This is a genomic window from Streptomyces sp. NPDC014995 (assembly GCF_043080745.1).
In the GTDB taxonomy this organism is placed as follows: domain Bacteria; phylum Actinomycetota; class Actinomycetes; order Streptomycetales; family Streptomycetaceae; genus Streptomyces.
Genome location: NZ_JBIBVX010000008.1, coordinates 130,682 through 155,483, shown reverse-complemented (window position 1 = coordinate 155,483; position 24,802 = coordinate 130,682). Strand labels below are relative to the sequence as shown.

The window sequence follows — 24,802 nt, the reverse complement described above, 5'->3', positions numbered from 1 at the left end:
CGACGCCATGACCACCACCTGGGAGTACCGGGGGCCCGCGGAGCCCCTCGAACCCGCCCTGTCGGTCCGCCAGGTCCTGTCGCTGGAACGCGTCCTGGCCGGGGAGCCCGAGGTGGTGGCCGGCGCGGCCCAGCTCGACCGGCCCGTCCGCTGGGTGCACGTCGCCGAGGCCGCCGACGTCGGGGTGATGCTCAGCGGCGGCGAGATGGTGCTCACCACCGGCGTACTGCTCGCCGGCGACGAGGGCAAGCAGGCCGAGTACATCCAGTCCCTGTACCGCGCGGAGGCCGCCGCCGTCGTCCTGGGCCTCGGCCGGGCCTTCCCCGCGCCGCCGGACGTGATGCGGCGGGCGGCCGAGCGGTGCGGGCTGCCCATGGTGGTCCTGCACCGGCCGTTCCCCTTCGCCGAACTGACCGAGGAGGTCCAGTCCCGGCTCGTCCGGCGGAAGTTCGCCGCCGTCAGCCTCTCGGAGGCGGTACGGACCGCGCTCACCGGGCTCATCACCGCCGGCGCCCCCCTGCAGCGGCTGCTCGACGAGGTCGCCCACCACACCGGCTGCCCGGTCGTCGTCACCAACCTCGCCCACCGGGTGCTGGCGACGGCGGGGGAGCGGTCGGCGGTCGACGACGTGCTGCGCGACTGGGAACGCATCGCCCGCCAGGCCGGCGGCAGCGAGGGCGACGGCTGGATCCGCGCCGAGCTGGGCGGACGCGGCGAACGCTGGGGGCAGATCATGCTGTGCGGCTACCGCGGCGACACCGCGGGCGGGCGACTGCTCGCCGACCGGGCCGCCGAGGCCCTCGTCCTGCACCGCATGCTCGGCGGCACCGCCGCCCACTCCTGGGAGGAGCAGTCCGCGCAGGGCCTGCTCACCGACCTGGTCTCCGGGGTCGTACCGGCCCGGCAGCTGCTGCCCCGCGCACGGGCCGCCGGACTGCCGGTCAACCGGCGCACCTTCGTCCCGCTCGTCGTCCGCGACACCGAGGCCGCCCCACTCGACCGTCTGCTCCGCCTGCTGGGTCTGCCCGGCCTGGTCGCCGAACTCGCCGACGGGGCCACCGCCGTCCTGCTCAGCCTCGCCCGCGACCAGAACGCCGAGGCGCTCACCGCGCACTTCGCGGCCCGGCTGCGCACCGAGTCCGGCCAGACCCCCACCGTGGTCGCCGCGGCCGGCCCACGGACCGCCTGGGACGACGTGCCCGCCGGACTGCGCGAGGCGCAGCACGTCGCCGACGCCGTCGCCGACTCCTCGGCCGCCCTCGACCTCCCGGCCGTCGTCCGCCTCAAGGACGTCCACCTGCGCGGCCTGATCCGGCTGCTGAGGGACGACCCGCACGTGCAGTCCTTCGCCGAACGGGAGCTGGACGGACTGCTGTGCGCGGCCGGCGACGACCTGCTCGCCGTCCTGCGCACCTACCTCGCCACCGGCCGCAACAAGTCCCGCACCGCCCAGCTCCACCACGTCTCCCGGCCCGCGCTCTACCGCCGGCTGGAGGCGATACAGACACGGCTCGGGGTGGACCTCGACGACTTCGAACAGGCTGCCTCGGTCCACATCGCGCTCCTCGCGCACGACGCGCAACAAGGCTGACCCCGCACACGGTGCAACAGCGGTGAAACAAGGGACGACCTGCGAAAACGGTGGTGAAACATGGGCCCACGACCACGTGACAGCGTGGCACGCCACACGCCCCCGGACGTGACACCGTGCCACTCAAACCGGCCCGGCGGGCTTCCTAGGCTCCTCGCACACCGAGCGACCGGAGGTCCCGATGAGCAGAGTGATCCGTGCCGCCGTCTTCCAGACCGCGTGGACCGGCGACAAGGAGTCGATGATCCAGGTACACGAGCGGGCGGTGCGCGACGCGGCCGCCCAGGGCGCAAACGTCATGTGCTTCCAGGAACTGTTCTACGGACCGTACTTCTGCCAGGTCCAGGACCCGGCCTTCTACGAGTACGCCGAGCAGATCCCCGACGGGCCCATCGTCCAGCGCTTCCAGGCGCTCGCCCGGGAGCTGGGCATCGTCCTCGTCCTGCCGATGTACGAGGAGGAGCAGCCCGGCGTCCTCTACAACACCGCGGCCGTGATCGACGCCGACGGCTCGTACCTCGGCAAGTACCGCAAGCACCACATCCCGCAGGTCAAGGGCTTCTGGGAGAAGTTCTACTTCCGCCCCGGCAACCTCGGCTGGCCCGTCTTCGACACCGCCGTCGGCAGGATCGGCGTCTACATCTGCTACGACCGCCACTTCCCCGAGGGCTGGCGTGCCCTGGGCCTGGCGGGCGCCGAGATCGTCTTCAACCCGTCGGCGACCTCACGCGGCCTGTCCGCCTACCTCTGGCAGCTGGAGCAGCCGGCGGCGGCCGTCGCCAACGAGTACTTCGTCGGCGCGATCAACCGGGTCGGCGTCGAGGAACTGGGCGACAACGACTTCTACGGCACCTCGTACTTCGTGGACCCGGAGGCCCAGTTCGTCGGCGAGGTGGCCGGCGACAAGGAGACCGAACTCGTCGTCCGCGACCTCGACATGGCCAAGCTGCGCGAGGTCCGCGACCGCTGGCAGTTCTACCGCGACCGCCGTCCGGACGCGTACGAACCGCTGACGGCTCCGTAGCCCGGACGGTGCCCGCGCCCCGCGAGGGGCGCGGGGCAGTGCCCCCACGCGGCTGCGCCGCGGGGCGCGACCAACCTCAGACAACCCGCACCTGTTCACCTACGACCCAGCGGAGTGTCCACGCATGAGCAGCCGTACCGTCATCCGCGGTGGCCTCGTCATCACCGCGTCCGACGAGATCCACGCCGACGTCCTGGTCGAGGACGGCCGGATCGCCGCCCTCGCCGCCTCCGGCACCCCGGCCGCCGCGGCCTTCACGGCCGAGCGGACCATCGACGCGACCGGGAAGTACGTGATCCCGGGCGGCGTCGACGCCCACACCCACATGGAGCTGCCGTTCGGCGGCACCTTCGCCTCCGACACCTTCGAGACCGGCACCCGGGCCGCCGCCTGGGGCGGTACGACCACCATCGTCGACTTCGCCGTGCAGAGCGTCGGGCACACCCTGCGCGAGGGCCTGGACGCCTGGCACGCCAAGGCCGAGGGCAACTGCGCCGTCGACTACGCCTTCCACATGATCGTCTCCGATGTGAACCAGGAGACGCTCAAGGAGATGGACCTGCTGGTCGAGGAGGGCGTCACCTCCTTCAAGCAGTTCATGGCCTACCCCGGCGTGTTCTACAGCGACGACGGCCAGATCCTGCGCGCCATGCAGCGCTCCGCCGAGAACGGCGGCCTGATCATGATGCACGCCGAGAACGGCATCGCGATCGACGTGCTGGTGGAGCAGGCGCTGGCCCGCGGGGAGACGGATCCCCGGTACCACGGCGAGGTCCGCAAGGCGCTGCTGGAGGCCGAGGCCACCCACCGCGCCATCAGGCTGGCGCAGGTCGCCGGCGCGCCCCTGTACGTCGTGCACGTCTCGGCGACGGAGGCGGTCGCCGAGCTGGCCAGGGCCCGCGACGAGGGGCTGAACGTCTTCGGCGAGACCTGCCCGCAGTACCTGTTCCTGTCCACCGACAACCTCGCCGAGCCCGACTTCGAGGGCGCCAAGTACGTGTGCTCGACGCCGCTGCGGCCGAAGGAGCACCAGGCCAAGCTGTGGCAGGGCCTGCGCACGAACGACCTCCAGGTCGTCTCCACCGACCACTGCCCCTTCTGCTTCGTCGGCCAGAAGGAACTCGGCCGCGGCGACTTCTCCAAGATCCCCAACGGTCTGCCGGGCGTCGAGAACCGCATGGACCTGCTCCACCAGGCCGTCGTCGACGGGCACATCTCGCGCCGCCGCTGGATCGAGATCGCCTGCGCCACCCCGGCCCGCATGTTCGGCATGTACCCGAAGAAGGGCACCATCGCCCCAGGTGCCGACGCGGACGTCGTCATCTACGACCCGCACGCCCAGCAGACCCTCTCCGCCGAGACCCACCACATGAACGTCGACTACTCGGCGTACGAGGGCAGACGGATCACCGGCCGCGTCGAGACGGTCCTGTCCCGCGGCGAACCCGTCATCACCGAGCGGGAGTACACCGGTCGCGCCGGCCACGGCGCCTACACCCCGCGCTCCACCTGTCAGTACCTCACCTAGGGAGTGCGCCATGGACTTCGGACTCGTCCTGCAGACCGACCCGCCGGCCTCGCGGGTCATCAGCCTCATGAAGCGCGCCGAGCGCAACGGCTTCACCCACGGCTGGACCTTCGACTCCGCCGTGCTCTGGCAGGAGCCGTTCGTGATCTACAGCCAGATCCTGGCCAACACGCAGAAGCTCACAGTGGGCCCGATGGTGACGAACCCGGGCACCCGCACCTGGGAGGTCACCGCCTCCACCTTCGCCACCCTCAACGACATGTTCGGCAACCGCACGGTGTGCGGCATCGGCCGCGGCGACTCCGCGATGCGCGTCGCGGGCCGCAAACCCAACACCCTCGCCCGCATCAGCGAGGCCATGAAGGTCATCCGCGCCCTCGGCCGCGGCGACGAGGCCGACCTCGGCGGGACGGTGATCAGGTTCCCGTGGATCCGGCCGGGCGCCGAACTCCCCGTCTGGATGGCCGCCTACGGGCCGAAGGCGCTGAAGATGACCGGCGAGGAGGCCGACGGCTTCATCCTCCAGCTCGCCGACCTCTACCTCACCGAGTACATGGTCAAGGCCGTGAAGGAGGCCGCGGTCGCCGCCGGCCGTGACCCGTCCGAGGTGAAGGTCTGCGTGGCCGCCCCCGCCTACGTCACCGACGACGACTCGCCCGAGGCCCTGGCCCACGCGCGGGAGCAGTGCCGCTGGTTCGGCGGGATGGTCGGCAACCACGTCGCCGACCTCGTCTCCAAGTACGGCGAGCACTCCGCCGCCGTACCCGACGAACTCACCGACTACATCAAGGCGCGCGAGGGCTACGACTACTCCCACCACGGGCGCAGCGGCAACCCGGACACGCAGTTCGTGCCCGACGAGATCGTCGACCGGTTCTGCGTCATCGGGCCGGCCGACAAGCACGTCGAGAAGCTGAACGCCCTGCGTGAGCTGGGCGTCGACCAGTTCGCCGTCTACGACATGCACGACGCGCAGGAGAAGGTCATCGACGCGTACGGCGCGCAGGTGATCCCGGCCGTCAACGGCTGACCCGCGACCCCGCTTCACCTCCCCACCCCCCACTCCTGTTCTCCCCTCCCCGCAGTCCCCGGGGAGGGGGCCGGAGCCCGCACGGCCTTTCCGGATCCGCCCCTCGTTTGATTGGCCTGCCCATGACCGACACCGCTCCCACGGCCATACCGCCGACGTCCCAAGTCACCCTCGCCGACGGCCGGGTGGAGATCGCTCCTGGTTCGCCGCAGCCCAGCGGCCCCTACGCCAACGAGGACCTGCTGCCGGTCCCCGTCGAGAAGCGCACCTGGACCACGTACAACTTCTCCGCGCTGTGGGTCGGCATGGCCCACAACACGGCGTCGTGGACGCTGGCCTCCGGTCTGATCGCCGTCGGCATGGACTGGAAGCAGGCGGTGCTCACCATCGCGCTGGCCAATGTGATCGTGCTGGTCCCGATGCTCCTCACCGGCCACGCGGGACCGAAGTACGGCATCCCCTTCCCGGTCTTCGCCCGCGCCTCCTTCGGGATCCGGGGCGCCAACCTGCCCGCCGTCGTACGGGCGTTGGTGGCGTGCGGCTGGTTCGGCATCCAGACCTGGATCGGCGGCGAGGCGATCTACTTCCTCGCCGGGAAGCTGATCGGCGACGGCTGGACCGACGCCGGCAAGGTCGGCGGGTACGCCTGGACGATGTGGCTGTCGTTCGCGATCTTCTGGGCGATCCAGGTCGCGATCATCTACCGGGGCATGGAGACGATCCGCCGCTTCGAGAACTGGGCGGCGCCCTTCGTGCTCGTCGGCGCGTTCGTGATGCTGTGGTGGATGAGCGGCAAGGCGGGCGGCTTCGGCCCGCTGTTCGACCAGCCGTCCAAGCTCGGCTGGGGCGCGGACTTCTGGAAGCTGTTCGCCCCCGCCCTCATGGGCATGATCGGTTTCTGGTCCACGCTGTCCCTGAACATCCCGGACTTCACCCGGTACGGCAGGAGCCAGAAGGCGCAGACCTGGGGCCAGGCGCTCGGCCTGCCCACGACCATGACGCTGTTCGCGTTCCTCTCCGTCATGGTCACCTCGGGCTCGCAGGCGGTGTACGGGGAGGCGATCTGGGACCCGGTGCAGCTGGCCGCCAGGACGGACAACGTAGCGGGCCTTCTCTTCGCGCTGGTCACGGTCCTGGTGGCGACGCTCTCCGTCAACGTCGCGGCCAACCTGGTCTCCCCGGCCTTCGACTTCTCCAACATCGCGCCCCGGAGGATCAGTTTCCGCGCCGGCGCGCTCGCCACCTGCGTCCTCGGCGTGCTCATCTTCCCGTGGAAGCTGTACTCCGACCCGCAGGGCTACATCTTCACCTGGCTCGGTCTGGTCGGCGGTCTGCTCGGCACGGTCGCCGGCATCCTCATCGCCGACTACTGGATCCTGCGCCGCGCCACGCTCGACCTGACCGACCTGTACCGCACCGGCGGCCGCTACTGGTACGACGCCGGCTGGAACTGGCGGGCCGTCGTCGCCTTCGTCGCCGGCGGTGTCCTGGCCGTCGGCGGCGCGAGCTTCAAGCCGCTGATCGACGGCCGGGCCATCCCGGCGCTGGCGCCGCTGGCCGACTACGGCTGGGCGGTGGGCCTCGGCACCTCAATGGTGCTCTATCTGACGCTGATGCGGCTCAGGGGGCGCGACAAGGCCACTGTGTGACCTGGAAGGACGGCGGGGCGGCCGGAGGGACAACCCTCCGGCCGCCCCGCCGTCGGCTTCGCCCTTCGCTGTCTCCTCGTCAGGAAGGCTCCCTCCGCGCTCAGTTCGCCGAGGCCTTCAGCGCGGCGACCGCTTCCTTCGCCGCCTTGATCGCGCCCTTGTTGATCTCGTCCGTGCTGGGCGCCTTCTTCGTCTCGAAGTCGCTGCCGTTGTAGGTGATGACCACCAGCGCGTTGGAGACCCGGGCGATCACCACGCCCTCACGGGTCTGCTGCTTGTCCTCGGTGGTGAGGTTGACCACGGAGTAGCCCTCGTCCCCGAGTCCCGGGACCGCCCCGCCGCCGCTTCTCTCCCCGGTCCGCGCCTTGTACGAACTCCGCGCCGCGTCGTCCGAGTCCGTGAGTTCGAAGGAGACGTCGAGCCAGCGGTACTCGTAGCCCTTGAGCGCGTTCCAGGAGCAGGTGCGGCGCAGCGTGGGGTCCGTCGACGGGATCTCCTTGCCCGCCGTCCTGGCGCCCGGCACCAGCGAGGAGACCGTCTTCGTGGCCACGCTCGTGCAGGGTGCGGGGGCGGCGGCGAACGTCTTCGGCGCGGCGGTGGTGGAGGGGGCGGTCGACGACCGGGACTGGGTCTTCGGCGTGTCCTTGGCCGCGGCGTCCTGCGAGGAGGTGAGCGGCCCGGACGTCAGCGCCCAGCCCGCGCAGGCGAGTACGGCCACCGGGGACAGACGCGCGGTGAGGGTGAGCGGCAGTGGGAGAGAGCGCACGGCGCACTTTCGTGGGGACGGTGCGGACGGGGTCCACGATGCGGACGGGGACGCCAGTTTCACACGACTGCCTGTGGGGCCGAAAGGGTGAACTCGCTCCGTGGCGGCGCGGTGACAGGGGCGGAGGTGGGAGCAGGTCCCTTTCCGTGCTTTTCGCGGGTTTACCGGGCGCAGGGCCGTCCGTCCACGGCCTCGCCGACGCCGACGCCGACGCCGACGCCGACGCCGACGCCGACGCCGCCGACGCCGAGGCCGGAGCCGTACCTCCCCGCGGTCGTGCCCGTCCTCCGGATCACCGACCCGGACGGCGGCCGGTCATCCGCCCGCCCGCCGCCTCGCCACCATGCGGGCCGCCGCGTCGTGGACCAGTCGCGCGTCGAGTTCGAACATCGCCACCAGGGCGACGGTGTCGCCGTGGATCTCACGGGAAGGTCTCCTCCGGCTGCGGCGCGGGATCGCCGGCCGCCGGGAACAGGGCACCACTGAACGGCCCGTCGGTGACGAGCGGGATGTGCCGGGGACCGGCCGGTTCGCGCCCCGACGTCATCGCCTGCGGCGCCGGGGCGGACTGCCTCCCGGGATGGATAGCCTGCTGGTGACCGGCCGAACCGGAGCCATGGCCCGAACTCCCCGGCTTCTCCCGGCTTCTCCCGGCTTCTCCCGGCTTCTCCCCGGGGTCGACCCCGGGCGGGATCCCGGGTGCCGGCCGGCCGGACGACCCGGCACGAACAGTTGCGAACAGTGAGGTGAGAGGTGCAGTTCACCACCCGACCCACCCTCCAGGGCACCTTCGGCATGGTGTCCTCCACCCACTGGCTGGCCTCCCAGTCGGCCATGGCCGTCCTCGAGGACGGCGGCAACGCCTACGACGCCGCCGTCGCCGGCGCGTTCGTGCTGCACGTGGTCGAACCCCACCTCAACGGACCCGCCGGTGAGGTCCCGATCCTGCTCGCCCCGGCGGGCGACGAGGTGCGCGTCCTGTGCGGGCAGGGCGTCGCCCCGGCCGGGGCGACCGTCGCCCACTACCGGGGGCTCGGCCTGGACCTCGTACCCGGCACCGGTCCGCTCGCCGCCGCCGTCCCCGGCGCCTTCGACGCCTGGATGCTCCTGCTGCGCGACCACGGCACCAAACCCCTCGCCGACGTCCTCAAGTACGCCATCGGCTACGCCGAGCACGGCCACGCGCCCGTGGAGAACGTCGGCGCGACCGTCGAGACGGTACGGGAGCTGTTCGAGACGGAGTGGACCTCGTCGGCGCAGGTCTACCTGCCGGACGGCACGGCGCCCCGCCCCGGCCGGCTGCTGCGCAACCCCGCCCTCGCCGCCACCTGGAAGCGGCTGCTCGCGGAGACCGCGGGCGCGGGGGACCGGGAGGCGCGGATCGAGGCCGCGCGGGAGGTGTGGCGGGCCGGGTTCATCGCCGAGGCACTCGTCCGGCAGGCCCGCCGTCCCACCCTGGACAGCAGCGGCGCACACCACACCGGCACCCTCACCGCCGCCGACCTCGCCGGCTGGTCCGCGACCTACGAGACGCCGGCGACGTACGACTGGAACGGCTGGACCCTGTGCAAGGCCGGCCCCTGGAGCCAGGGCCCGGTCCTCCTCCAGCAGCTCGCCCTGCTCCCGCCCGAGCTGCCCGCCCACGGCTCCGCCGACTACGTCCACCTGCTGATCGAGGGCTGCAAGCTCGCCATGGCCGACCGGGAGGCCTGGTACGGGGACGCGGCCGAGGTCCCCCTCGGGGACCTGCTGTCGGCCGAGTACAACGCCGGCCGGCGTCGGCTGATCGGGGACAAGGCGTCGTACGAACTGCGGCCGGGCAGCCCCGGCGGGCGCGTTCCCCGGCTGGCCGCGCACGCGCGCGTGGTGGCCACGGACGAGCCCGGCTTCAGCCCGATGGGCGTCGGCGAGCCGACGGTCGCCAAGGCGCCGACCTCACCGGTGCCGGGGGAGCCCGACACCACCGCCGACGGGGTCACACGCGGCGACACCTGCCACCTCGACGTCGTCGACCGCTGGGGCAACATGGTCGCGGCCACGCCCAGCGGCGGCTGGCTCCAGTCCAACCCGGTCGTGCCCGAGCTGGGTTTCCCGCTCGGCACCCGGCTCCAGATGACCTGGCTGGAGGAGGGCCTGCCCAACGCGCTGACGCCCGGCCGCCGCCCCCGCACCACCCTCACACCGTCGATCGCCCTGCGCGACGGCGTCCCGGTGCTGGCGTTCGGTACGCCCGGCGGCGACCAGCAGGACCAGTGGCAACTGCACTTCTTCCTGGCCGTCGCCCTCCGCGCGCGCGTGCGCGGCGGACTCGACCTCCAGGGCGCCGTCGACGCCCCGAACTGGCACAACGACGCCTTCCCCGGGTCCTTCTACCCGCGCGGCATGCGACCGGGCAGCGTGACCGTCGAGTCCCGCATGCCCGCCGACGTCGTCGACGACCTGCGCCACCGCGGCCACGACGTGACCGTCGGCGCCCCCTGGTCCGAGGGACGACTGTGCGCGGTCGCCCGCGACCCGGGGACCGGCATCCTGTCGGCGGCGGCGAACCCGCGGGGCATGCAGGGGTATGCGGTGGGGCGGTGAGGCGGTCGGAGGCGGTGGTGAGGCGGAGGCAGAGGCGGGGTGACCGTGGGTGACTCGGGTGGGGCGAGGTGAGTGGTGCGGGGTGGGACGAGGTGAGTGGGGTGGTGGGGCGGGGTGAGTCGTCGGGTCCGAGGCGGGTGTGAGGGAACCAGGGCCCGCGGTCCGCCGCCCCCGCTGTTCATCCCGATTCCACCCCCGATGCACCGGTGGGGCAGGGATTGTCAGTGGGGCGTGCTCTCATGGAGGCATGATCGAAGACATGGAAACCATCGACGAGTTTCTCGCCCGTCACTCGGCCGACGTGGAGGAGGCGGTCCGCAAGGCCGCCGCGGCCGAGATCATGCCCCGCTTCCGCCAGCTCGCCGCGCACGAGGTCGACCAGAAGAGCGGACCCCACGACCTGGTGACGGACGCCGACCGCAATGCCGAGCTGTACCTCACCGGCGCCCTCGGCGCCCTGCTGCCCGGCTCGGTCGTCGTCGGCGAGGAGGCGGTGCACGCCAATCCGGTGACGTACGAGGCGATAAAGGGGGACACCCCGGTCTGGATCGTCGACCCGGTCGACGGAACACGGCAGTTCGTGCACGGCGACGACGGCTTCTGCACCCTGGTCGCGCTCGCCCGGCACGGCGCCGTGCTCGCCTCCTGGACGTATGCGCCGGCCCGTGACCAGCTCGCCACGGCCGTGCGCGGCGCAGGCGCCTTCCTGGACGGCGAGCGGTTGTTCGCCGGGGCCCCGACACCCGGCCGCGACCTGACGGTGGCCACCTCCCACCCCGACTACACCACCGACGAACAGAAGCAGGCCCTGCTCGGCCTGTGGACGGACGGCGTCGCACCGCGCGCCTGCGGATCGGCAGGCCTGGAGTACCTGGCCGTCGCCCGGGGCGAGCTGGACGCCACGGCCTTCTCCTGGGAAGCCGCCTGGGACCACGCGGCCGGCCTGCTGCTGGTCGAGGAGGCCGGCGGCGCCCACCTCACCCTCACCGGCGAACCGTTCCGGCTCACCGGCGGCAACAGCCTGCCGTTCACGGCGGCCCGGGACGCGGCGACGGCCCGGCGGGTGGCGGGCCTGCTGTCGGGGACACGACCCTGACGGCACCGGCCACTGCGACTCCCGGCCCGGCCGGCACCGACGTCACCGGCACCGCAGTCTCCGGTGCTGACGGCCTTGCCGACACCGGCACCGCAGTCTTCGGCCCTGTCGGCCCTGTCGGCCCTGTCGGCACCGGCAGTGCCAGCCCGGCCCTCACGGCCCTACCGGCACCGGCACGGACAAGTCCCCGGCTCCGGTGGCTCCGGCGGCCCCGACACCCCCGCCACTGCGAGCCGCTCGGCCTGAAGTGACCGATGTTCCGGGCGCGTTGTGGTTTTCGGCCCCTCCCCGGGCCTTGGCCCCCGCGCCGCAGGCGCTGTCGGACCCCCGGCATATCCTGATCCCGGAGGCCACCGGCTGACGAAGGGGTCCGAAGTGCCGATGCTTGACGTGGTCGTGGTGGGAGCGGGGCCGAACGGCCTGACCGCTGCCGTGGAGCTGGCCCGGCGCGGCTTCTCCGTGGCCCTCTTCGAGGCGCGGGACACCGTGGGCGGGGGAGCCCGCACCGAGGAACTCACCCTCCCCGGCTTCCGCCACGACCCCTGTTCCGCCGCGCACCCCCTGGGCATCAACTCGCCCGCGTTCCGCGCCCTCCCCCTGGAGCGCTACGGACTGGAGTGGCTGCACTCCGACCTGGCCATGGCACACCCCTTCCTCGACGGCAGCGCCGCCGTGCTGTCCCGCTCGGTCGCCGAGACGGCCGCCTCGTTCGGACCGCGCGACGCGGGCGCCTACCGCAGGCTCGTCGAGCCGTTCCTGCCCAGGTGGGACACCCTGGCCCGGGACTTCATGTCCCTGCCGCTGACCTCGCTGCCCCGCGACCCGGTGACCCTGGCCCGCTTCGGCCTCGCCGGCCTGCCCCCGTCCACCTGGCTCACCCGCCGCTTCCACGACGAACCCGCCAAGACCCTCTTCGCCGGACTCGTCGCCCACGTCATGGCCCCCCTGGGCGGCTTCGCCACCGGCGCCATCGGCCTGGTCTTCGCCCTCGCCGCGCACGCCCGCGGCTGGCCGGTGGCCCGCGGCGGCTCCCAGGCCATCTCCGACGCCCTCGCCGCCTACCTGAAGGACCTCGGCGGCGCCATCCACACCGACTACGAGGTCAAGCGCCTCGACGACCTGCCCCCGGCGCGCGCCTACGTCTTCGACACCTCGCCCACCGCCCTCGCCCGCATCGCCGGCCTCGGCCGTTTCTACGAGCGCTACCGGTACGGCGCCGGCGTCTTCAAGATCGACTACGCGCTCGACGGGCCTGTCCCCTGGACCGCGGAGGAGGCGCGCATCGCCACCACGGTCCAGATCGGCGCGGACAGCGCGGAGATCGGCGCCGCCCTGCGCGCCGCCTCCCGGGAGGGCCGCGCACCCGAGCGACCCTTCATGATCACGGTGCAGCCGGGCGTCGTCGACGCCACCCGCGCCCCGGCCGGCCGGCACGTCTTCTGGGCGTACGGTCACGTCCCCAACGGCTGGACCGGCGACCTCACGGACGTCATGGAACGCCAGCTGGAGCGCTTCGCCCCGGGCTTCCGCGACCGCGTCCTCGCCCGCGCGATCGCCGGCCCCGCCGAACTCGCCGCCCGCAACGCCAACTACGTCGGCGGTGACATCGGCTCCGGCGCGGCCTCCGGCCTCCAGCTGATGCTGCGCCCCCGGCTCTCCCTGTTCCCGTACTCGACCCCGCACCCGGCCGTCTTCATCTGCTCCTCGGCCACCCCGCCGGGCCCGGGTGTCCACGGCATGTCCGGCCACAACGCGGCCAAGGCAGTCTGGCGCCGACTGCGACAGCAGACGTAACCCCCGGCCACCCGGCCCACGGCTACGCGGTCGCGCCCGACAGAGAGGCAGTCCGACTTGACCACCATCACCCTCGTCCGGGGCGACATCACCGACCAGTCCGTGGACGCCGTCGTCAACGCAGCCAACTCCTCGCTGCTCGGCGGCGGAGGCGTCGACGGAGCCATCCACCGCCGCGGCGGCCCCGCCATCCTCGCGGAGTGCCGCAAGCTCCGCGCCTCCCACTACGGCCGGGGCCTGCCCGCCGGCCGGGCGGTCGCCACCACCGCCGGCGCCCTGGACGCGCGCTGGGTGATCCACACTGTCGGTCCGCGCTTCAGCCACGAGGAGGACCGGTCGGAGCAGCTCGCGTCCTGCTACCGGGAGTCGCTGCGGGTCGCGGACGAGCTGGGCGCTCGAACGGTCGCCTTTCCGGCGGTCTCCGCGGGCATCTACGGATGGCCGATGGAGGACGCGGCGCGGATCGCTGTGGAGACGGTGCGGGCGGCGAAGACGTCGGTCGGGGAGGTCAGGTTCGTGCTCTTTGACGAACGGGCATACGAGGCGTTCGCCCGGCAGGTCCGTTGAGCAACGGTCGTGGCCCGTCCACCCAGCTCGCCTGGGGTCCCCTTGCAGCTGTGCCGACGTGCCGGCGCCGAGCGGGAGGTGCCGGCACGTCGGTCCAATCTTCTTGACGTTCTCTACCAGCAGTCGATCCCACCACGCGCTCCCCAGAGCCTTCCTTACTCCCCGGGCTCCCTGAGACGAGCCCCAGGGAAGGGCGCGGGGCGCCCCGGCGTCCGCGCTTGTGAAGGGGTGCAGCAGACCGGCGGTTCCTTCCGAGCCTTCTCCACGAGTCGGCAGGGCGGCGTCGTCACCCTGGTCACCCCGAACCAGCGCCGCGGTATGACCCGCCTCCTGGCAGCGGCCGGCATTGTCCCGCAGACCACCCAGGTCCGCACGGGCGAAGAGGCCCTGCACCGCATCACCGGCGCCCAGGCCCCGACCGGCATCCCGGTCGTCATCACCGCACCGGTGGTCGAACGCCCCAAGAAGCGCAGCGCCACCTCACGCGGCCGACGCCGCCCCGCCTCGGCGACCCGCCGCGCGCCCGTACGGCAGTCCACCGCCGGTGCGGCGGCATAGAACCTTCGTGATCAGGAAGCAGAACCGTCTCCGCGGAAGGCACCCTTTGACGCTGGTCCAGATGCAGTTCCGCCCGGCGAGCGCCCACCCCGTGCACGGCACGGTGGCCGACACCATGGACGCGGCCGGACCGCAGGTCTGGGAGGACATGACCGTGGAGGTGGCACTGTGCATCATGGCCGCCGCCCGTACGGAGCATCTGGTCGTCTGCGACGAGGACGGCCTGTGCGTCGGCCTGGTCACCCGAGCCCGGCTCACCTCCGTCCGGGACAGTTCCGGATACACAGACAGGATCCGCCTGCGTGACATCACCGACGGCAGCGGGCCCTTCGCCTTGCCGCTGACCACGAGGGACGAAGCCGAGCGTGCGCTGCGCTGCCGCCGGATCGGGGCCCTGCCCGTGGCCGACGAACACGGCAACGCTCCGGGCGTCCTCGCCTCCCGCTGAACCGCTTCACGGCGGTCGGCCCCGTCTCTCCTTCTCCTGACCGACGCGACAGGCGCCAGCTGACACCAGAACAGCAGTGAGGGCCCTACCGGCGCGCGCCGGTAGGGCCCTCACTGCGTGCCGTGCCGCTCTCGGCGCGGCGGTGGGTCAGTGGGTCAGTGGGTCAGTGGTCGAAGTAGCTGAAGTCGCCCACGGTCCAGGCACTGACGTCCTCGATCGCAACGCGGTACATCCCGCCCGTCTCCGGGATCCCCACGGTGCCCTGCAGGATCCGCGCGACATGGAAGTGCAGATGCGTGGGCGGCCCGTCCTCCCTCGCGGGGGTGTCGAAGACGGCGGAGAACTCGCTCAGGTCGGCGGAGTCCGTCAGCACCTCCGACACCCTCTGCCTCCACATGGCTTCTGGAGCCAGCCGCCCGGTGATGACAGCACCACCGGTGACCACGGTCAGGGACATCTGATTGCTCTGCCCGGACTCCACAAGGGCGGCTATGTCAACGATCAGCTCGTCAGGCTTCGGCATGAGATCGGATTCTATGCACCGGCCCGTCCGGGCGGCCCGGGTGGTAGCACTACCGGGTAAGACGGGGGCACACGGCTTCCCCGGTGCCGCAATACAGGTCAGGGGTGCGCATGCGCGGCGCCTGCGAGCCAGGGGCGTGGACGGCGACCTCGATGGTGGACCGGTGGGCCGTCAGTTCCAGTGTCCGGGTACCCCCGCCGTGGCGCTCCGCCGGGCTGTGGTCGGCTGCCGCGGTTCCTCAAGGAAGGCTCGTGCGGTATCGCGTGTGTCGGCAACGGCCATGAGGGCAGGGACAGTTGTGGCGTAGACGGACATCGTGTTCATCAGGCTCACCCTGGTCTCTGGAACGCCCATGCCCGGCCCCCGCCTGCCCGGCCCCTGTGCCCCGCCCGCCACCCCGACAACCCGCCGTAGCCACGGTGCCTGCCGGAGGAGACCGAGGGCCACAGTCGCCGCGCCGCGCCGGCCGGCGGCGTCACGGGAAGCTCAGCGGGCGGCTCTGGGTCTCACCCGTGCGCCGGACCTGCGCTGCGGACGGTCCCGCGCCTTCGCAGACCGGCCCAGGGGGATACCTCATCGCCGAGTGCACCAAATCTGTGTCCGCTGAAGTAGACATTCGTTGCTCTCGCAGTTATGGTTTCTCATGTAGTCGAGATCGAGCGAGGCCCGGCAGACACGAACTGCCGGGTAGTTGTACCCGTATGACGGTCCGGTGGTGGAGTGTCGAAGCCAGGTTTGTTGCACGACGGCGACGGGACTGACGACCGGACCGGGTGGCTCGCAGTGATGAGGGGCCGCCGTGAGGAGGACCGCGGTTGACGCGGTTGTGCAGTACCAGCAGTGCTGTATCGAGCGGTTCCCTCGGTGAAGGCGTCGGGCTGCGGACGCGCGTGCCGGGGAGTTCGGCAGAGGGGTTCCTCGCCAGAGCAGGCGCAGAACGGGCGACGGGACCGGCTGCCGGAGAGTGGCGCTGTGTGAGGCCACCAGCAGTTCGCGGTGTCAGCAGTACAAGCAGTTACGCAGTTCCCGTTTGGCAAGTGATTGGTTCAGAGGGAAGAACGGAGGAGTCGAGCGCCATCAGGATCGCCCGGGCGGAAGACGCGAAGTCCCGGGTGCCGCAGGACATCGATAGGTAGGTGGTCTCCGGTCACGCATCCGCGATCCCCGCACCCCCGTCGGAGTATGGGGCGGCTGTGCGGAAACAGAAGGCCGGCGCAGCACTAGGGCCGGCAGATGGTGTTGCAGTTCCTTCGGGGCCTTGGTGCCGTACGGCACCAAGGCCCCTCCACGCGTTCCACAGAGAGGTGAGATGACAGCAGACGAGTCGCTGGGCCGTCTCGACGACGACGACTACCCCGCCTACACGATGGGCCGGGCCGCCGAGTTGCTCGGTACCACTCCCGGCTTTCTCCGCGCCATCGGCGAAGCGCGACTGATCACACCACTGCGCTCCGAGGGCGGACACCGCCGCTATTCCCGCTACCAACTGCGCATCGCGGCCCGCGCGCGTGAGCTCGTCGACCAGGGCACCCCGATTGAGGCCGCATGCCGGATCATCATCCTCGAAGACCAGCTCGAAGAAGCCCAGCGCATCAACGCCGAATACCGCCGCGCCGGCGGATCGTCCAGTCCATCGGCCGCGGCCTGAGGTGAGCGTGCCCGCCGGTACCGGCGGGCCCTCACACCCGCGCACGGCCGGGCTGTGGCGCGCAGGGATGGTCCTCGTGTCCGATGGCTCCACTGGCGTTCGGCTCGCCTCCGGCCCCGGTCGCGGGGCCGCCACAGTGAGGAGGCCGGCACTCTCCACACCCGAAGTCCCAGTACGTCTCCCTCTTCACCAGAGGGAAAACGGCTGTTTGCCGCCTCCCTCCAGAAATCCCCCCTATGGCCGCAGTCGCTGATCGGGCCGCGAGCGCGGCGGCAGCAGCGTGCCGCAGGAGTGCACGCGCCTGCTGTTTTGTGGTCAGTAGGCTGCGAGGGAGATGGCGATGTAGTGCGCGGTGAAGGCCGCCACGGTCAGAGCGTGGAACACCTCGTGGAAGCCGAACCAGCGGGGCGAGGGGTCGGGGCGCTGGACGGCGTAGACCACCGCGCCCGCGCTGTAGAGGAGACCACCGGTCACCATCAGGGTGACTACGGCCGCTCCGCCGGTGTGCAGGAAGTCGGGCAGGTAACGCACCGGCGCCCACCCCAGGGCCAGGTAGCAGGGGGTGTACAGCCAGCGGGGAGCTTTGACCCACACGACGCGGAAGGCGATGCCGGCCAGCGCGCCCGTCCATACGATCCACAGCAGCAGGGTTCGCTGGTCAGGGGGGAGGAGGAGCACGGCCAGAGGGGTGCAGGTGCCGGCAATGATCAGGAAGATGTTGGCGTGGTCGAGGCGGCGCAGAACGGCCTCGCCCAGCGGCCCCCAGGTGCCCAGGTGGTAGACGGCGCTCGTCCCGAACAGCAGCCAGGCGGTAACGGAGTACACAGTGCAGGCCAGGACCGCCTGCTCGGTCCGCGCCAGGCAGATCAGCACGATGCCGGCGCTCAACGAGGCGGGGACCATCGCGGCGTGGAGCCAGCCACGCAGCTTCGGTTTGATCGGCTCGACCAGGTCGGCCGCCCACTCGACCAGGTCGGCAACAGGATGAGCATTCTCTCCGGCACTGCCCTGGTGTGATCCGCCGGGGAGACCGGCTACGCCGCCCCCGGACACGGCTTCCCGTCCTGTCTCGGACTTCTCGGCATCATCGGCAACCATCCGATCATGCTAAGAGCCTGCCCGTAACAGCGTCCCCGGAGGCCGGTCTCGTAAGGCCGGCATGGCCGGACGGGCCCGCTCGGCCATCAGGAGAGCACAGACGCCGGCTGCCACCGCGCACGTCCTCGGACTGCTGGCCGCGCTCCCCGCCCCCAGCGACGCAGGAGAACGCTTCCGGTCGGACCCGTGGCGATCCTCGGGCACTGCCTACCTGTACACCGAGTGGACCAGCGCCGAGGCGCACCAGGTGGCCGCGGAGGCCGCCACCACGACAAGGGGCACGAGATCTTCGCCGGCACCACCGGGCCCACGGCTCACCCACGGAAGGCGGTACCGCCTTCGCCAGTCCCTGTCCCGGCCGCCGGCGTAATCCGATCGTTTTCGGGGCACCCGTTGTGGTGCCCCGGCCCTGTCGGGAGGAAGAGATCGAACAGGTAATGGATCACCACGCCCCACTCTCCGGTAGCGTCAAGGTATGAGTCATCCACACCCCGAGCTGAAAGCCGCCCGTCCCCTTCCCGAAGGAGGGCTGCGGGTCATCGCCCTGGGCGGCCTGGGTGAGATCGGCCGCAACATGACCGTGTTCGAGTACGCCGGCAAGCTGCTCATCGTCGACTGCGGCGTGCTCTTCCCCGAGGAGACCCAGCCCGGCGTGGACGTGATCCTGCCGGACTTCACCTCGATCCGGGACCGGCTGGACGACATCGTGGCCGTGCTGCTCACCCACGGGCACGAGGACCACATCGGCGGCGTGCCGTATCTGTTGCGCGAGCGGGCGGACATTCCCGTTGTCGGCTCGAAGCTGACGCTGGCATTTCTGGAGGCCAAGCTCAAGGAACACGGCATCCGGCCGCGCACGGTGCGGGTGCGGGAGGGCGACCGGCGCGGCTTCGGGCCCTTCGACTGCGAGTTCGTGGCGGTCAACCACTCCATCCCGGACAGCCTCGCGGTCGCGATCCGCACCGGCGCCGGGATGGTGCTGCACACCGGCGACTTCAAGATGGACCAGTTCCCCCTCGACGACCGCATCACCGATCTGCGCGCCTTCGCCCGCCTCGGCGAGGAGGGCGTGGACCTGTTCCTCACCGACTCCACCAACGCCGAAGTACCCGGCTTCACCACCTCCGAGCGTGAGCTGAACCCGGCGATCGAGCAGGTGATGCGCACCGCGCCGCGCCGGGTCATCGTCTCCAGCTTCGCCAGCCATGTGCACCGCATCCAGCAGGTCCTGGACGCCGCCCACCAGCACGGCCGCAAGGTCGCCTTCGTCGGCCGGTCGATGGTCCGCAACATGGGCATCGCCCGTGACCTGGGCTATCTGAAGGTCCCGTCCGGTCTGGTCGTGAGCACGAAGGAGCTGGAGAAGCTCCCGGACCACAAGATCACTCTGGTGTGCACCGGCTCCCAGGGCGAACCGATGGCCGCGCTGTCACGGATGGCCAACCGCGACCACATGATCCGCATCGGCAAGGGCGACACCGTCCTGCTCGCCAGCTCCCTCATCCCCGGCAACGAGAACGCCATCTACCGGGTGATCAACGGACTCACCCGGTGGGGCGCCCACGTGGTCCACAAGGGCAACGCCAAGGTGCACGTCTCCGGGCACGCCAGCGCCGGCGAACTCGTCTACTGCTACAACATCGTCAAGCCCCGCAACGTCATGCCCGTGCACGGCGAATGGCGCCACCTGCGGGCCAACGGCGACCTCGCCATCCGCACCGGCGTCGATCCCGACCGGGTCGTGATCGCCGAGGACGGCGTCGTCGTCGACCTCGTCGACGGGCGGGCGTCCATCACCGGAAAGGTCCCCGCCGGCAACGTCTACGTGGACGGCATGGAAGTCGGCGGTGCCACCGAAGCGTCCCTCAAGGACCGCCTCACCCTCGCCGCCGAAGGCGTGGTCACGGTGGTGGCGATCGTCGACGCGGACACCGGCGCCCTCGCCGAGGCCCCCGACTTCCTGGCCCGCGGCTTCGTCCACGACGACACCACCTTCGAGCCGGTCATCCCCGTCATCGAGAAGACCCTGGCCACCGCGGCCGAGGAAGGCGTCGGGGACGCGCGCCAACTCGAACAGCTCCTCGCCCGCGCCGTGGCGAACTGGGCGTTCCGCACCCACCGCCGCAAGCCCCTCATCATCCCCGTCATCATCGACGCCTGACCCACGGCCCGACAGCGTCCGGGGTCGGACGCCGATGTGTACGAGGTGAAACTCGGCGAGGAGTTCCTGATGGTCGCGTTCCCCGCCGTTTATCTACGGCTGGCCGATGGACGACGCGGCCCGCATCGCGATCGAGACGGTGCGCACGACGCCGACGACGGGCGAGGAAGCCAGGATCGTCCTCTTCGACGAGCGGGCGTACGCGGCGTTCGCGACGCGACTGGACTCCAGAACCTCACCCCGCCTCACCCCGCCGCCCCCCGCTCACATCCCCCCACCCCCCACTGTGCGCCGGGCTTAACCCCCGGTGACCGGTTCGGGAGACACCTGCGTAATGCACACTTCATACCGTCACAGAGGCTCTCACCAGGCCGATCGTCAGAACGAAGGGGGCGCCCGTGGCCGTGCCGGACCCGCGGACCGACAGCGCGACGAAGGTGCGCACGGTCTGCTCGTACTGCGGTGTCGGCTGCGGCATGGTGCTCGACATCGGCCGCGGCCCGGACGGACGCCGTACGGTCCTGAAGGCCTCCGGCGACAAGGAGCACCCCGCGAACTTCGGCCGGCTGTGCACCAAGGGCGCGACCACGGCCGACATGCTCGCCGCGCCGGGCCGGCTGACCACCGCCCTCGTCCGCTCCGACCGCGGGGAGGAGCCTGAGCCGGCCCCCGTGGACGCGGCGGTCGCCGAGACGGCCCGGCGACTACGGGAGATCGTCGACGAGCACGGGCCCGACGCGGTCGCCCTCTACGTCTCCGGCCAGATGAGCCTCGAAGCGCAGTACCTGGCGAACAAGCTGGTCAAGGGCTACCTGCGCACCAACCAGATCGAGTCGAACTCCCGGCTGTGCATGGCCAGCGCCGGCACCGGCTACAAGCTCTCCCTCGGCGCGGACGGGCCGCCCGGCTCGTACGAGGACCTCGACACGGCGGACGTCTTCCTCGTCATCGGCTCCAACATGGCCGACTGCCACCCGATCCTCTTCCTGCGGCTGATGGACCGGGTGAAGGCGGGCGCCAAGCTGATCGTCGTCGACCCGCGCCGCACCGCCACCGCCGAGAAGGCCGACCTGTTCCTCCAGGTCAGGCCGGGCACCGACCTCGCCCTCCTCAACGGGCTGCTGCACCTGCTGTACGAGAACGGGCACACCGACCCCGACTTCATCGCCGCGCACACCGAGGGCTGGGAGGCGATGCCCGCCTTCCTCGCCGACTACCCGCCCGCCACCGTCGCCGAGATCACCGGCATCCCGGAGGCCGACCTGCGCGAGGCGGCCCGGCTGATCGGTGAGGCGGGGGAGTGGACGAGCTGCTGGACGATGGGCCTCAACCAGTCCACGCACGGCACCTGGAACACCAACGCCCTGGTCAACCTGCACCTCGCCACCGGCAGGATCTGCCGCCCGGGCAGCGGCCCGTTCTCCCTCACCGGCCAGCCCAACGCCATGGGCGGACGCGAGATGGGCTACATGGGGCCCGGACTGCCCGGTCAGCGGTCCGTGCTCGTCGACGCCGACCGCGCCTTCACCGAGGACCTGTGGGGGCTGGAGCCCGGCACGATCCGGGCCGACGGCGTCGGCAAGGGCACCGTCGAGATGTTCCGGAAGATGGCCGACGGCGACATCAAAGCCTGCTGGATCATCTGCACCAACCCGGTCGCCTCCGTCGCCCACCGCAAGACCGTCATCGAGGGCCTGGAGGCCGCCGAGTTCGTCGTGGCCCAGGACGTCTTCGCCGACACGGAGACCAACGCGTACGCCGACGTCGTCCTGCCGGCCGCCCTGTGGACCGAGACCGAGGGCGTCCTCATCAACAGCGAGCGCAACCTCACCCTCGCCCGCCCCGCCGCCGACCCGCCCGGCGAGGCCACCGCCGACTGGCGCCTCATCGCCGCCGTGGCCCGCGCGATGGGCTACGAGGACGGCTTCTCCTACGACAGCGCCGAGCAGATATTCGAGGAGATCAAGCGCGCCCACAACCCGCAGACCGGCTACGACCTGCGCGGAGTGACGTACGACCGGCTGCGCGCCACCCCCGTGCAGTGGCCGGCCGCCACCGCCGACGGCCCCGCCCGCAACCCCATCCGGTACGTCGGCGCCGACGGCTCGCTCACCTTCCCCACCCCGAGCGGCCGTGCCGTCTTCCACGCCCGCCCGCACGTCCCGCCCGCCGAGATGCCCGACGACGACTACCCGTTCGTCCTGAACACCGGCCGGCTCCAGCACCAGTGGCACACGCTGACCAAGACCGCCAGGGTGGCCAAGCTCAACAAGCTCAACCCCGGCCCCTTCGTGGAACTGCATCCCGAGGACGCCGCCGGGCTCGGCGTCGCCGACGGCGACTCGGTGGAGGTCGCCTCACGGCGCGGCCGGGCCGTGCTGCCCGCCGTCGTCACCGACCGCGTCCTGCCCGGCTCCTGCTTCGCGCCGTTCCACTGGAACGACCTGTTCGGCGAGTACCTCAGCGTCAACGCGGTGACCAGCGACGCCGTCGACCCGCTGTCCTTCCAGCCCGAGCTGAAGGTGTGCGCGGTGTCACTGACGAAGGTGTCGACGCCGGTGAGCGTGCAGGTCCCGGCCGCCGGGGCCCCGGCCACCGAAACCCCGGCCGTCGAGAACGCCGCCGCCCCGGCACCCGGCGCGGTGATCGCGCCCACCGCCGTCCACCCCTCCGCCGCCTCCGTCTTCGGCCTGGAACCCGCCCCGCCGCCCGTCCTGACCGAACGCGAACGGCACTACCTGGTCGGCTTCCTCGCCGGCATCCCGGCCGGCGCGTCCGGCGTCCCGGTCCTGCCGCCGGACGCGCCCTTCAGCCCCGAGCACGCCCTGTGGGTCAACGGCACCCTCGCCGGCATGTACTCCCGCACCACCACCGCCCCCCAGCGGCCCCAGGGCCGCCAGGTGGTGATCCTGTGGGCCTCGCAGACCGGCAACGCCGAGGACTTCGCCGCCGCCACCGCCGCACGGCTCAGCGCGGGCGGTCACACCGCCTCCCTCGTCGCCATGGACGAGGCCGACCCCGCCACCCTGCCCTCCGACGCCGACCTGCTCCTCATCACCAGCACCTTCGGCGACGGCGACGCCCCCGACAACGGCGCCGGATTCTGGGCCGGCCTGGCCGCGCCCGACGCCGACCGCCTGGAGGGCCGGCGCTACGCCGTCCTCGCCCTCGGGGACTCCTCCTACGACGACTTCTGCGGCCACGGGAGACGGCTGGACCACCGTATGGACGAGCTGGGCGCCGTACGGCTGGCGCCGCGCACGGACTGCGAGCCGGACTACGAGCCGCAGGCGGAGGCCTGGCTCGAACAGGTGCTCATCGCGCTCAAGGAGGCCGAGGAGAAGGCCCACGAGACGACGCGGACCGCCACGCGGGCGACCACCGGGGAGGTCACCCAGGAGGCCGTCCGGGAGACCGCGCGGACCGGCACCGGCGCCGTGCCGACGGCGGCCGCGACCGTGGCGCCCGCCGCCCCGGCCCGCTCCAGGCGCCCCGCCCCCGTCACCGCCCGCCTCACCGGCAACCGGCTGCTGAGCCTGCCGGGGTCCGGCAAGGAGGTGCGCCGCTTCACCTTCGACACCCGCGACAGCGAGACCCCGCTCGTCTACGAGGCCGGCGACGCCCTCGGCGTCCGCCCCCTCAACTCCCCGGAGCTCGTCGACGAGTGGCTGGCCGTCACCGGACTCGACGCACGCGCGCGGGTGCACGTGAACGGCGTCGGCGAGGTCCCCCTCGACGAGGCCCTGCTGCGCCACCTCGACATCACCCGGATCACCCCCGCCCTGCTGCGGTTCACCGCCGACCGCATCCGCGACCCGCGCGAGCTGCGCAAACTGCTGCGCCCGGACAACAAGGGCGAGCTCGCCAAGTGGTCCTGGGGCCGCCAGGCAGTCGACGTGGCCGCCGAGTTCGGTGTCCGGGCCGACGCGCAGGAGTGGGCCGAGGTGCTGGGGCGCCTCCAGCCGCGCCTCTACTCGATCTCGTCCAGCCCGCTGACCGACCCCCACCTCGTCTCGCTCACCGTCTCCGTGGTGCGCTACGAGAACCTGGCCGGCCGGCCCCGCCAGGGCGTCTGCTCGCCGTTCCTCGCCGACGCCGGGCCGGGCACCGCGGTGCCGGTGCACGTACAGCGCTCACCGCACTTCCGGCCGCCCGCCGACCCGGCCACCCCGATGGTGATGGTGGGCCCCGGCACCGGCGTGGCGCCGTTCGTCGGCTTCCTGGAGGAACGGCGGGCGCGCGGGCACCGGGCCCAGAACTGGCTGTTCTTCGGCGAGCAGCACCGGGCGACCGACTTCTACTACGAGGAGGAGCTGACCGCGCTCCTGGCCGACGGCACCCTCGCCCGCCTGGACACCGCCTTCTCCCGCGACCAGCGCGCCAAGGTGTACGTGCAGGACCGGATGCGCGAGCACGGCTCCCAGCTGTGGTCCTGGCTCCAGGGCGGCGCCCACTTCTACGTCTGCGGCGACGCCTCCCGCATGGCCAAGGACGTCGACCGGGCCCTGCACGACATCGCCGTCGTCCACGGCGGCCTGGGCGAGGAGGAGGCCGCGGCCTACGTCAAGCAGCTCGCCTCCGAGAAGCGGTACGTACGGGACGTGTACTGACGGTGGGGCCGCCGCCTTCGGTGACCGGCGCCAAGTGGCGTTGCGCCGAAGTGAGTTGATATTCAGCCATCACCGGCGCGCCCCTGTTCGGTTTCCCAACAGCAGTGGACAAGATCTGACACACCTCC

Annotated in this window: 17 protein-coding genes and 2 pseudogenes; 15 read left to right on the top strand and 4 right to left on the bottom strand. The window is 71.7% G+C overall.

The features are described 5' to 3' along the window. Positions 1 to 7 precede the first annotated feature (7 nt). From ACF1A1_RS18155 to ACF1A1_RS18135, 5 genes are all read left to right on the top strand, one after another. On the top strand, positions 8 to 1,591 hold the full coding sequence (locus ACF1A1_RS18155) for a PucR family transcriptional regulator (RefSeq protein WP_392000903.1): 1,584 nt from the start codon (positions 8 to 10) through the stop codon (positions 1,589 to 1,591). A gap of 181 nt (positions 1,592 to 1,772) precedes the next feature. Further along, positions 1,773 to 2,615 carry a nitrilase-related carbon-nitrogen hydrolase gene (locus tag ACF1A1_RS18150; RefSeq protein WP_392000901.1) on the top strand — a complete coding sequence of 281 codons (843 nt, stop codon included), beginning with the start codon at positions 1,773 to 1,775 and terminating at the stop codon, positions 2,613 to 2,615. Positions 2,616 to 2,739: 124 nt separating this feature from the next. Continuing rightward, complete coding sequence (gene hydA, locus ACF1A1_RS18145) at positions 2,740 to 4,143, top strand: dihydropyrimidinase (protein ID WP_392000900.1); 1,404 nt, start codon at positions 2,740 to 2,742, stop codon at positions 4,141 to 4,143. A 10-nt stretch (positions 4,144 to 4,153) separates the two neighbouring features. After that, positions 4,154 to 5,173 (top strand): TIGR03842 family LLM class F420-dependent oxidoreductase, encoded by a 1,020-nt coding sequence (locus ACF1A1_RS18140; protein ID WP_392000898.1) that lies wholly within the window; start codon positions 4,154 to 4,156, stop codon positions 5,171 to 5,173. A 122-nt stretch (positions 5,174 to 5,295) separates the two neighbouring features. After that, on the top strand, positions 5,296 to 6,822 hold the full coding sequence (locus tag ACF1A1_RS18135; RefSeq protein ID WP_392000896.1) for an NCS1 family nucleobase:cation symporter-1: 1,527 nt from the start codon (positions 5,296 to 5,298) through the stop codon (positions 6,820 to 6,822). Between the two features lie 100 nt (positions 6,823 to 6,922). Here ACF1A1_RS18135 and ACF1A1_RS18130 read toward each other — a convergent pair whose 3' ends face one another. Both ACF1A1_RS18130 and ACF1A1_RS18125 read right to left on the bottom strand, forming a co-directional pair. After that, positions 6,923 to 7,588: a hypothetical protein gene (locus ACF1A1_RS18130; RefSeq protein ID WP_392000895.1), complete on the bottom strand. Its 666-nt coding sequence runs from the start codon at positions 7,586 to 7,588 to the stop codon at positions 6,923 to 6,925. Positions 7,589 to 7,749: 161 nt separating this feature from the next. Continuing rightward, the gene (locus ACF1A1_RS18125) at positions 7,750 to 7,884 is read right to left on the bottom strand and encodes a hypothetical protein (RefSeq protein ID WP_392000893.1); all 135 of its coding nucleotides are present in this window, start codon (positions 7,882 to 7,884) and stop codon (positions 7,750 to 7,752) included. 457 nt (positions 7,885 to 8,341) lie between these two features. Between ACF1A1_RS18125 and ACF1A1_RS18120 the strand changes: the two genes are divergently transcribed. The 6 genes and pseudogenes from ACF1A1_RS18120 (at position 8,342) to ACF1A1_RS18095 (ending at position 14,634) form a co-directional block, all read left to right on the top strand. Then, positions 8,342 to 10,171 (top strand): gamma-glutamyltransferase family protein, encoded by a 1,830-nt coding sequence (locus ACF1A1_RS18120; protein WP_392000891.1) that lies wholly within the window; start codon positions 8,342 to 8,344, stop codon positions 10,169 to 10,171. A gap of 247 nt (positions 10,172 to 10,418) precedes the next feature. After that, positions 10,419 to 11,267 (top strand): inositol monophosphatase family protein, encoded by an 849-nt coding sequence (locus tag ACF1A1_RS18115; RefSeq protein WP_392000889.1) that lies wholly within the window; start codon positions 10,419 to 10,421, stop codon positions 11,265 to 11,267. A gap of 381 nt (positions 11,268 to 11,648) precedes the next feature. Beyond that, on the top strand, positions 11,649 to 13,061 hold the full coding sequence (locus ACF1A1_RS18110; RefSeq protein WP_392001142.1) for a phytoene desaturase family protein: 1,413 nt from the start codon (positions 11,649 to 11,651) through the stop codon (positions 13,059 to 13,061). 57 nt (positions 13,062 to 13,118) lie between these two features. Further along, positions 13,119 to 13,628, top strand: a complete 510-nt coding sequence (locus ACF1A1_RS18105) for an O-acetyl-ADP-ribose deacetylase (RefSeq protein WP_392000887.1) — start codon at positions 13,119 to 13,121, stop codon at positions 13,626 to 13,628. Positions 13,629 to 13,904: 276 nt separating this feature from the next. Further along, positions 13,905 to 14,186: pseudogene (locus tag ACF1A1_RS18100) on the top strand (ATP-dependent helicase); the annotation flags it as partial. A 46-nt stretch (positions 14,187 to 14,232) separates the two neighbouring features. After that, positions 14,233 to 14,634, top strand: a complete 402-nt coding sequence (locus ACF1A1_RS18095; protein ID WP_392000885.1) for a CBS domain-containing protein — start codon at positions 14,233 to 14,235, stop codon at positions 14,632 to 14,634. Between the two features lie 163 nt (positions 14,635 to 14,797). Here the strand turns inward: ACF1A1_RS18095 and ACF1A1_RS18090 are convergent, their stop codons facing one another. Beyond that, positions 14,798 to 15,157, bottom strand: a complete 360-nt coding sequence (locus ACF1A1_RS18090; RefSeq protein ID WP_392000884.1) for a hypothetical protein — start codon at positions 15,155 to 15,157, stop codon at positions 14,798 to 14,800. Positions 15,158 to 16,466: 1,309 nt separating this feature from the next. Between ACF1A1_RS18090 and ACF1A1_RS18085 the strand changes: the two genes are divergently transcribed. Further along, positions 16,467 to 16,805 carry a MerR family transcriptional regulator gene (locus ACF1A1_RS18085; protein ID WP_392000883.1) on the top strand — a complete coding sequence of 113 codons (339 nt, stop codon included), beginning with the start codon at positions 16,467 to 16,469 and terminating at the stop codon, positions 16,803 to 16,805. A gap of 315 nt (positions 16,806 to 17,120) precedes the next feature. On the opposite strand, the gene ACF1A1_RS18080 is transcribed toward ACF1A1_RS18085, so the two are convergent. After that, on the bottom strand, positions 17,121 to 17,903 hold the full coding sequence (locus tag ACF1A1_RS18080; RefSeq protein WP_392000882.1) for a hemolysin III family protein: 783 nt from the start codon (positions 17,901 to 17,903) through the stop codon (positions 17,121 to 17,123). 475 nt (positions 17,904 to 18,378) lie between these two features. Here ACF1A1_RS18080 and ACF1A1_RS18075 point away from each other — a divergent pair, with 475 nt between their 5' ends. The 3 genes and pseudogenes from ACF1A1_RS18075 to ACF1A1_RS18065 all read left to right on the top strand — a co-directional run bounded on the left by ACF1A1_RS18075 (position 18,379) and on the right by ACF1A1_RS18065 (position 24,674). Then, positions 18,379 to 20,064: a ribonuclease J gene (locus ACF1A1_RS18075; RefSeq protein ID WP_392000880.1), complete on the top strand. Its 1,686-nt coding sequence runs from the start codon at positions 18,379 to 18,381 to the stop codon at positions 20,062 to 20,064. Between the two features lie 91 nt (positions 20,065 to 20,155). Then, a pseudogene (locus tag ACF1A1_RS18070) lies at positions 20,156 to 20,287 on the top strand (O-acetyl-ADP-ribose deacetylase); the annotation flags it as partial. Between the two features lie 253 nt (positions 20,288 to 20,540). Then, entirely contained in the window at positions 20,541 to 24,674 is a 4,134-nt protein-coding gene (locus ACF1A1_RS18065) for a molybdopterin-dependent oxidoreductase (RefSeq protein WP_392001141.1), read from the top strand. The last annotated feature ends 128 nt before the right edge of the window (positions 24,675 to 24,802 follow it).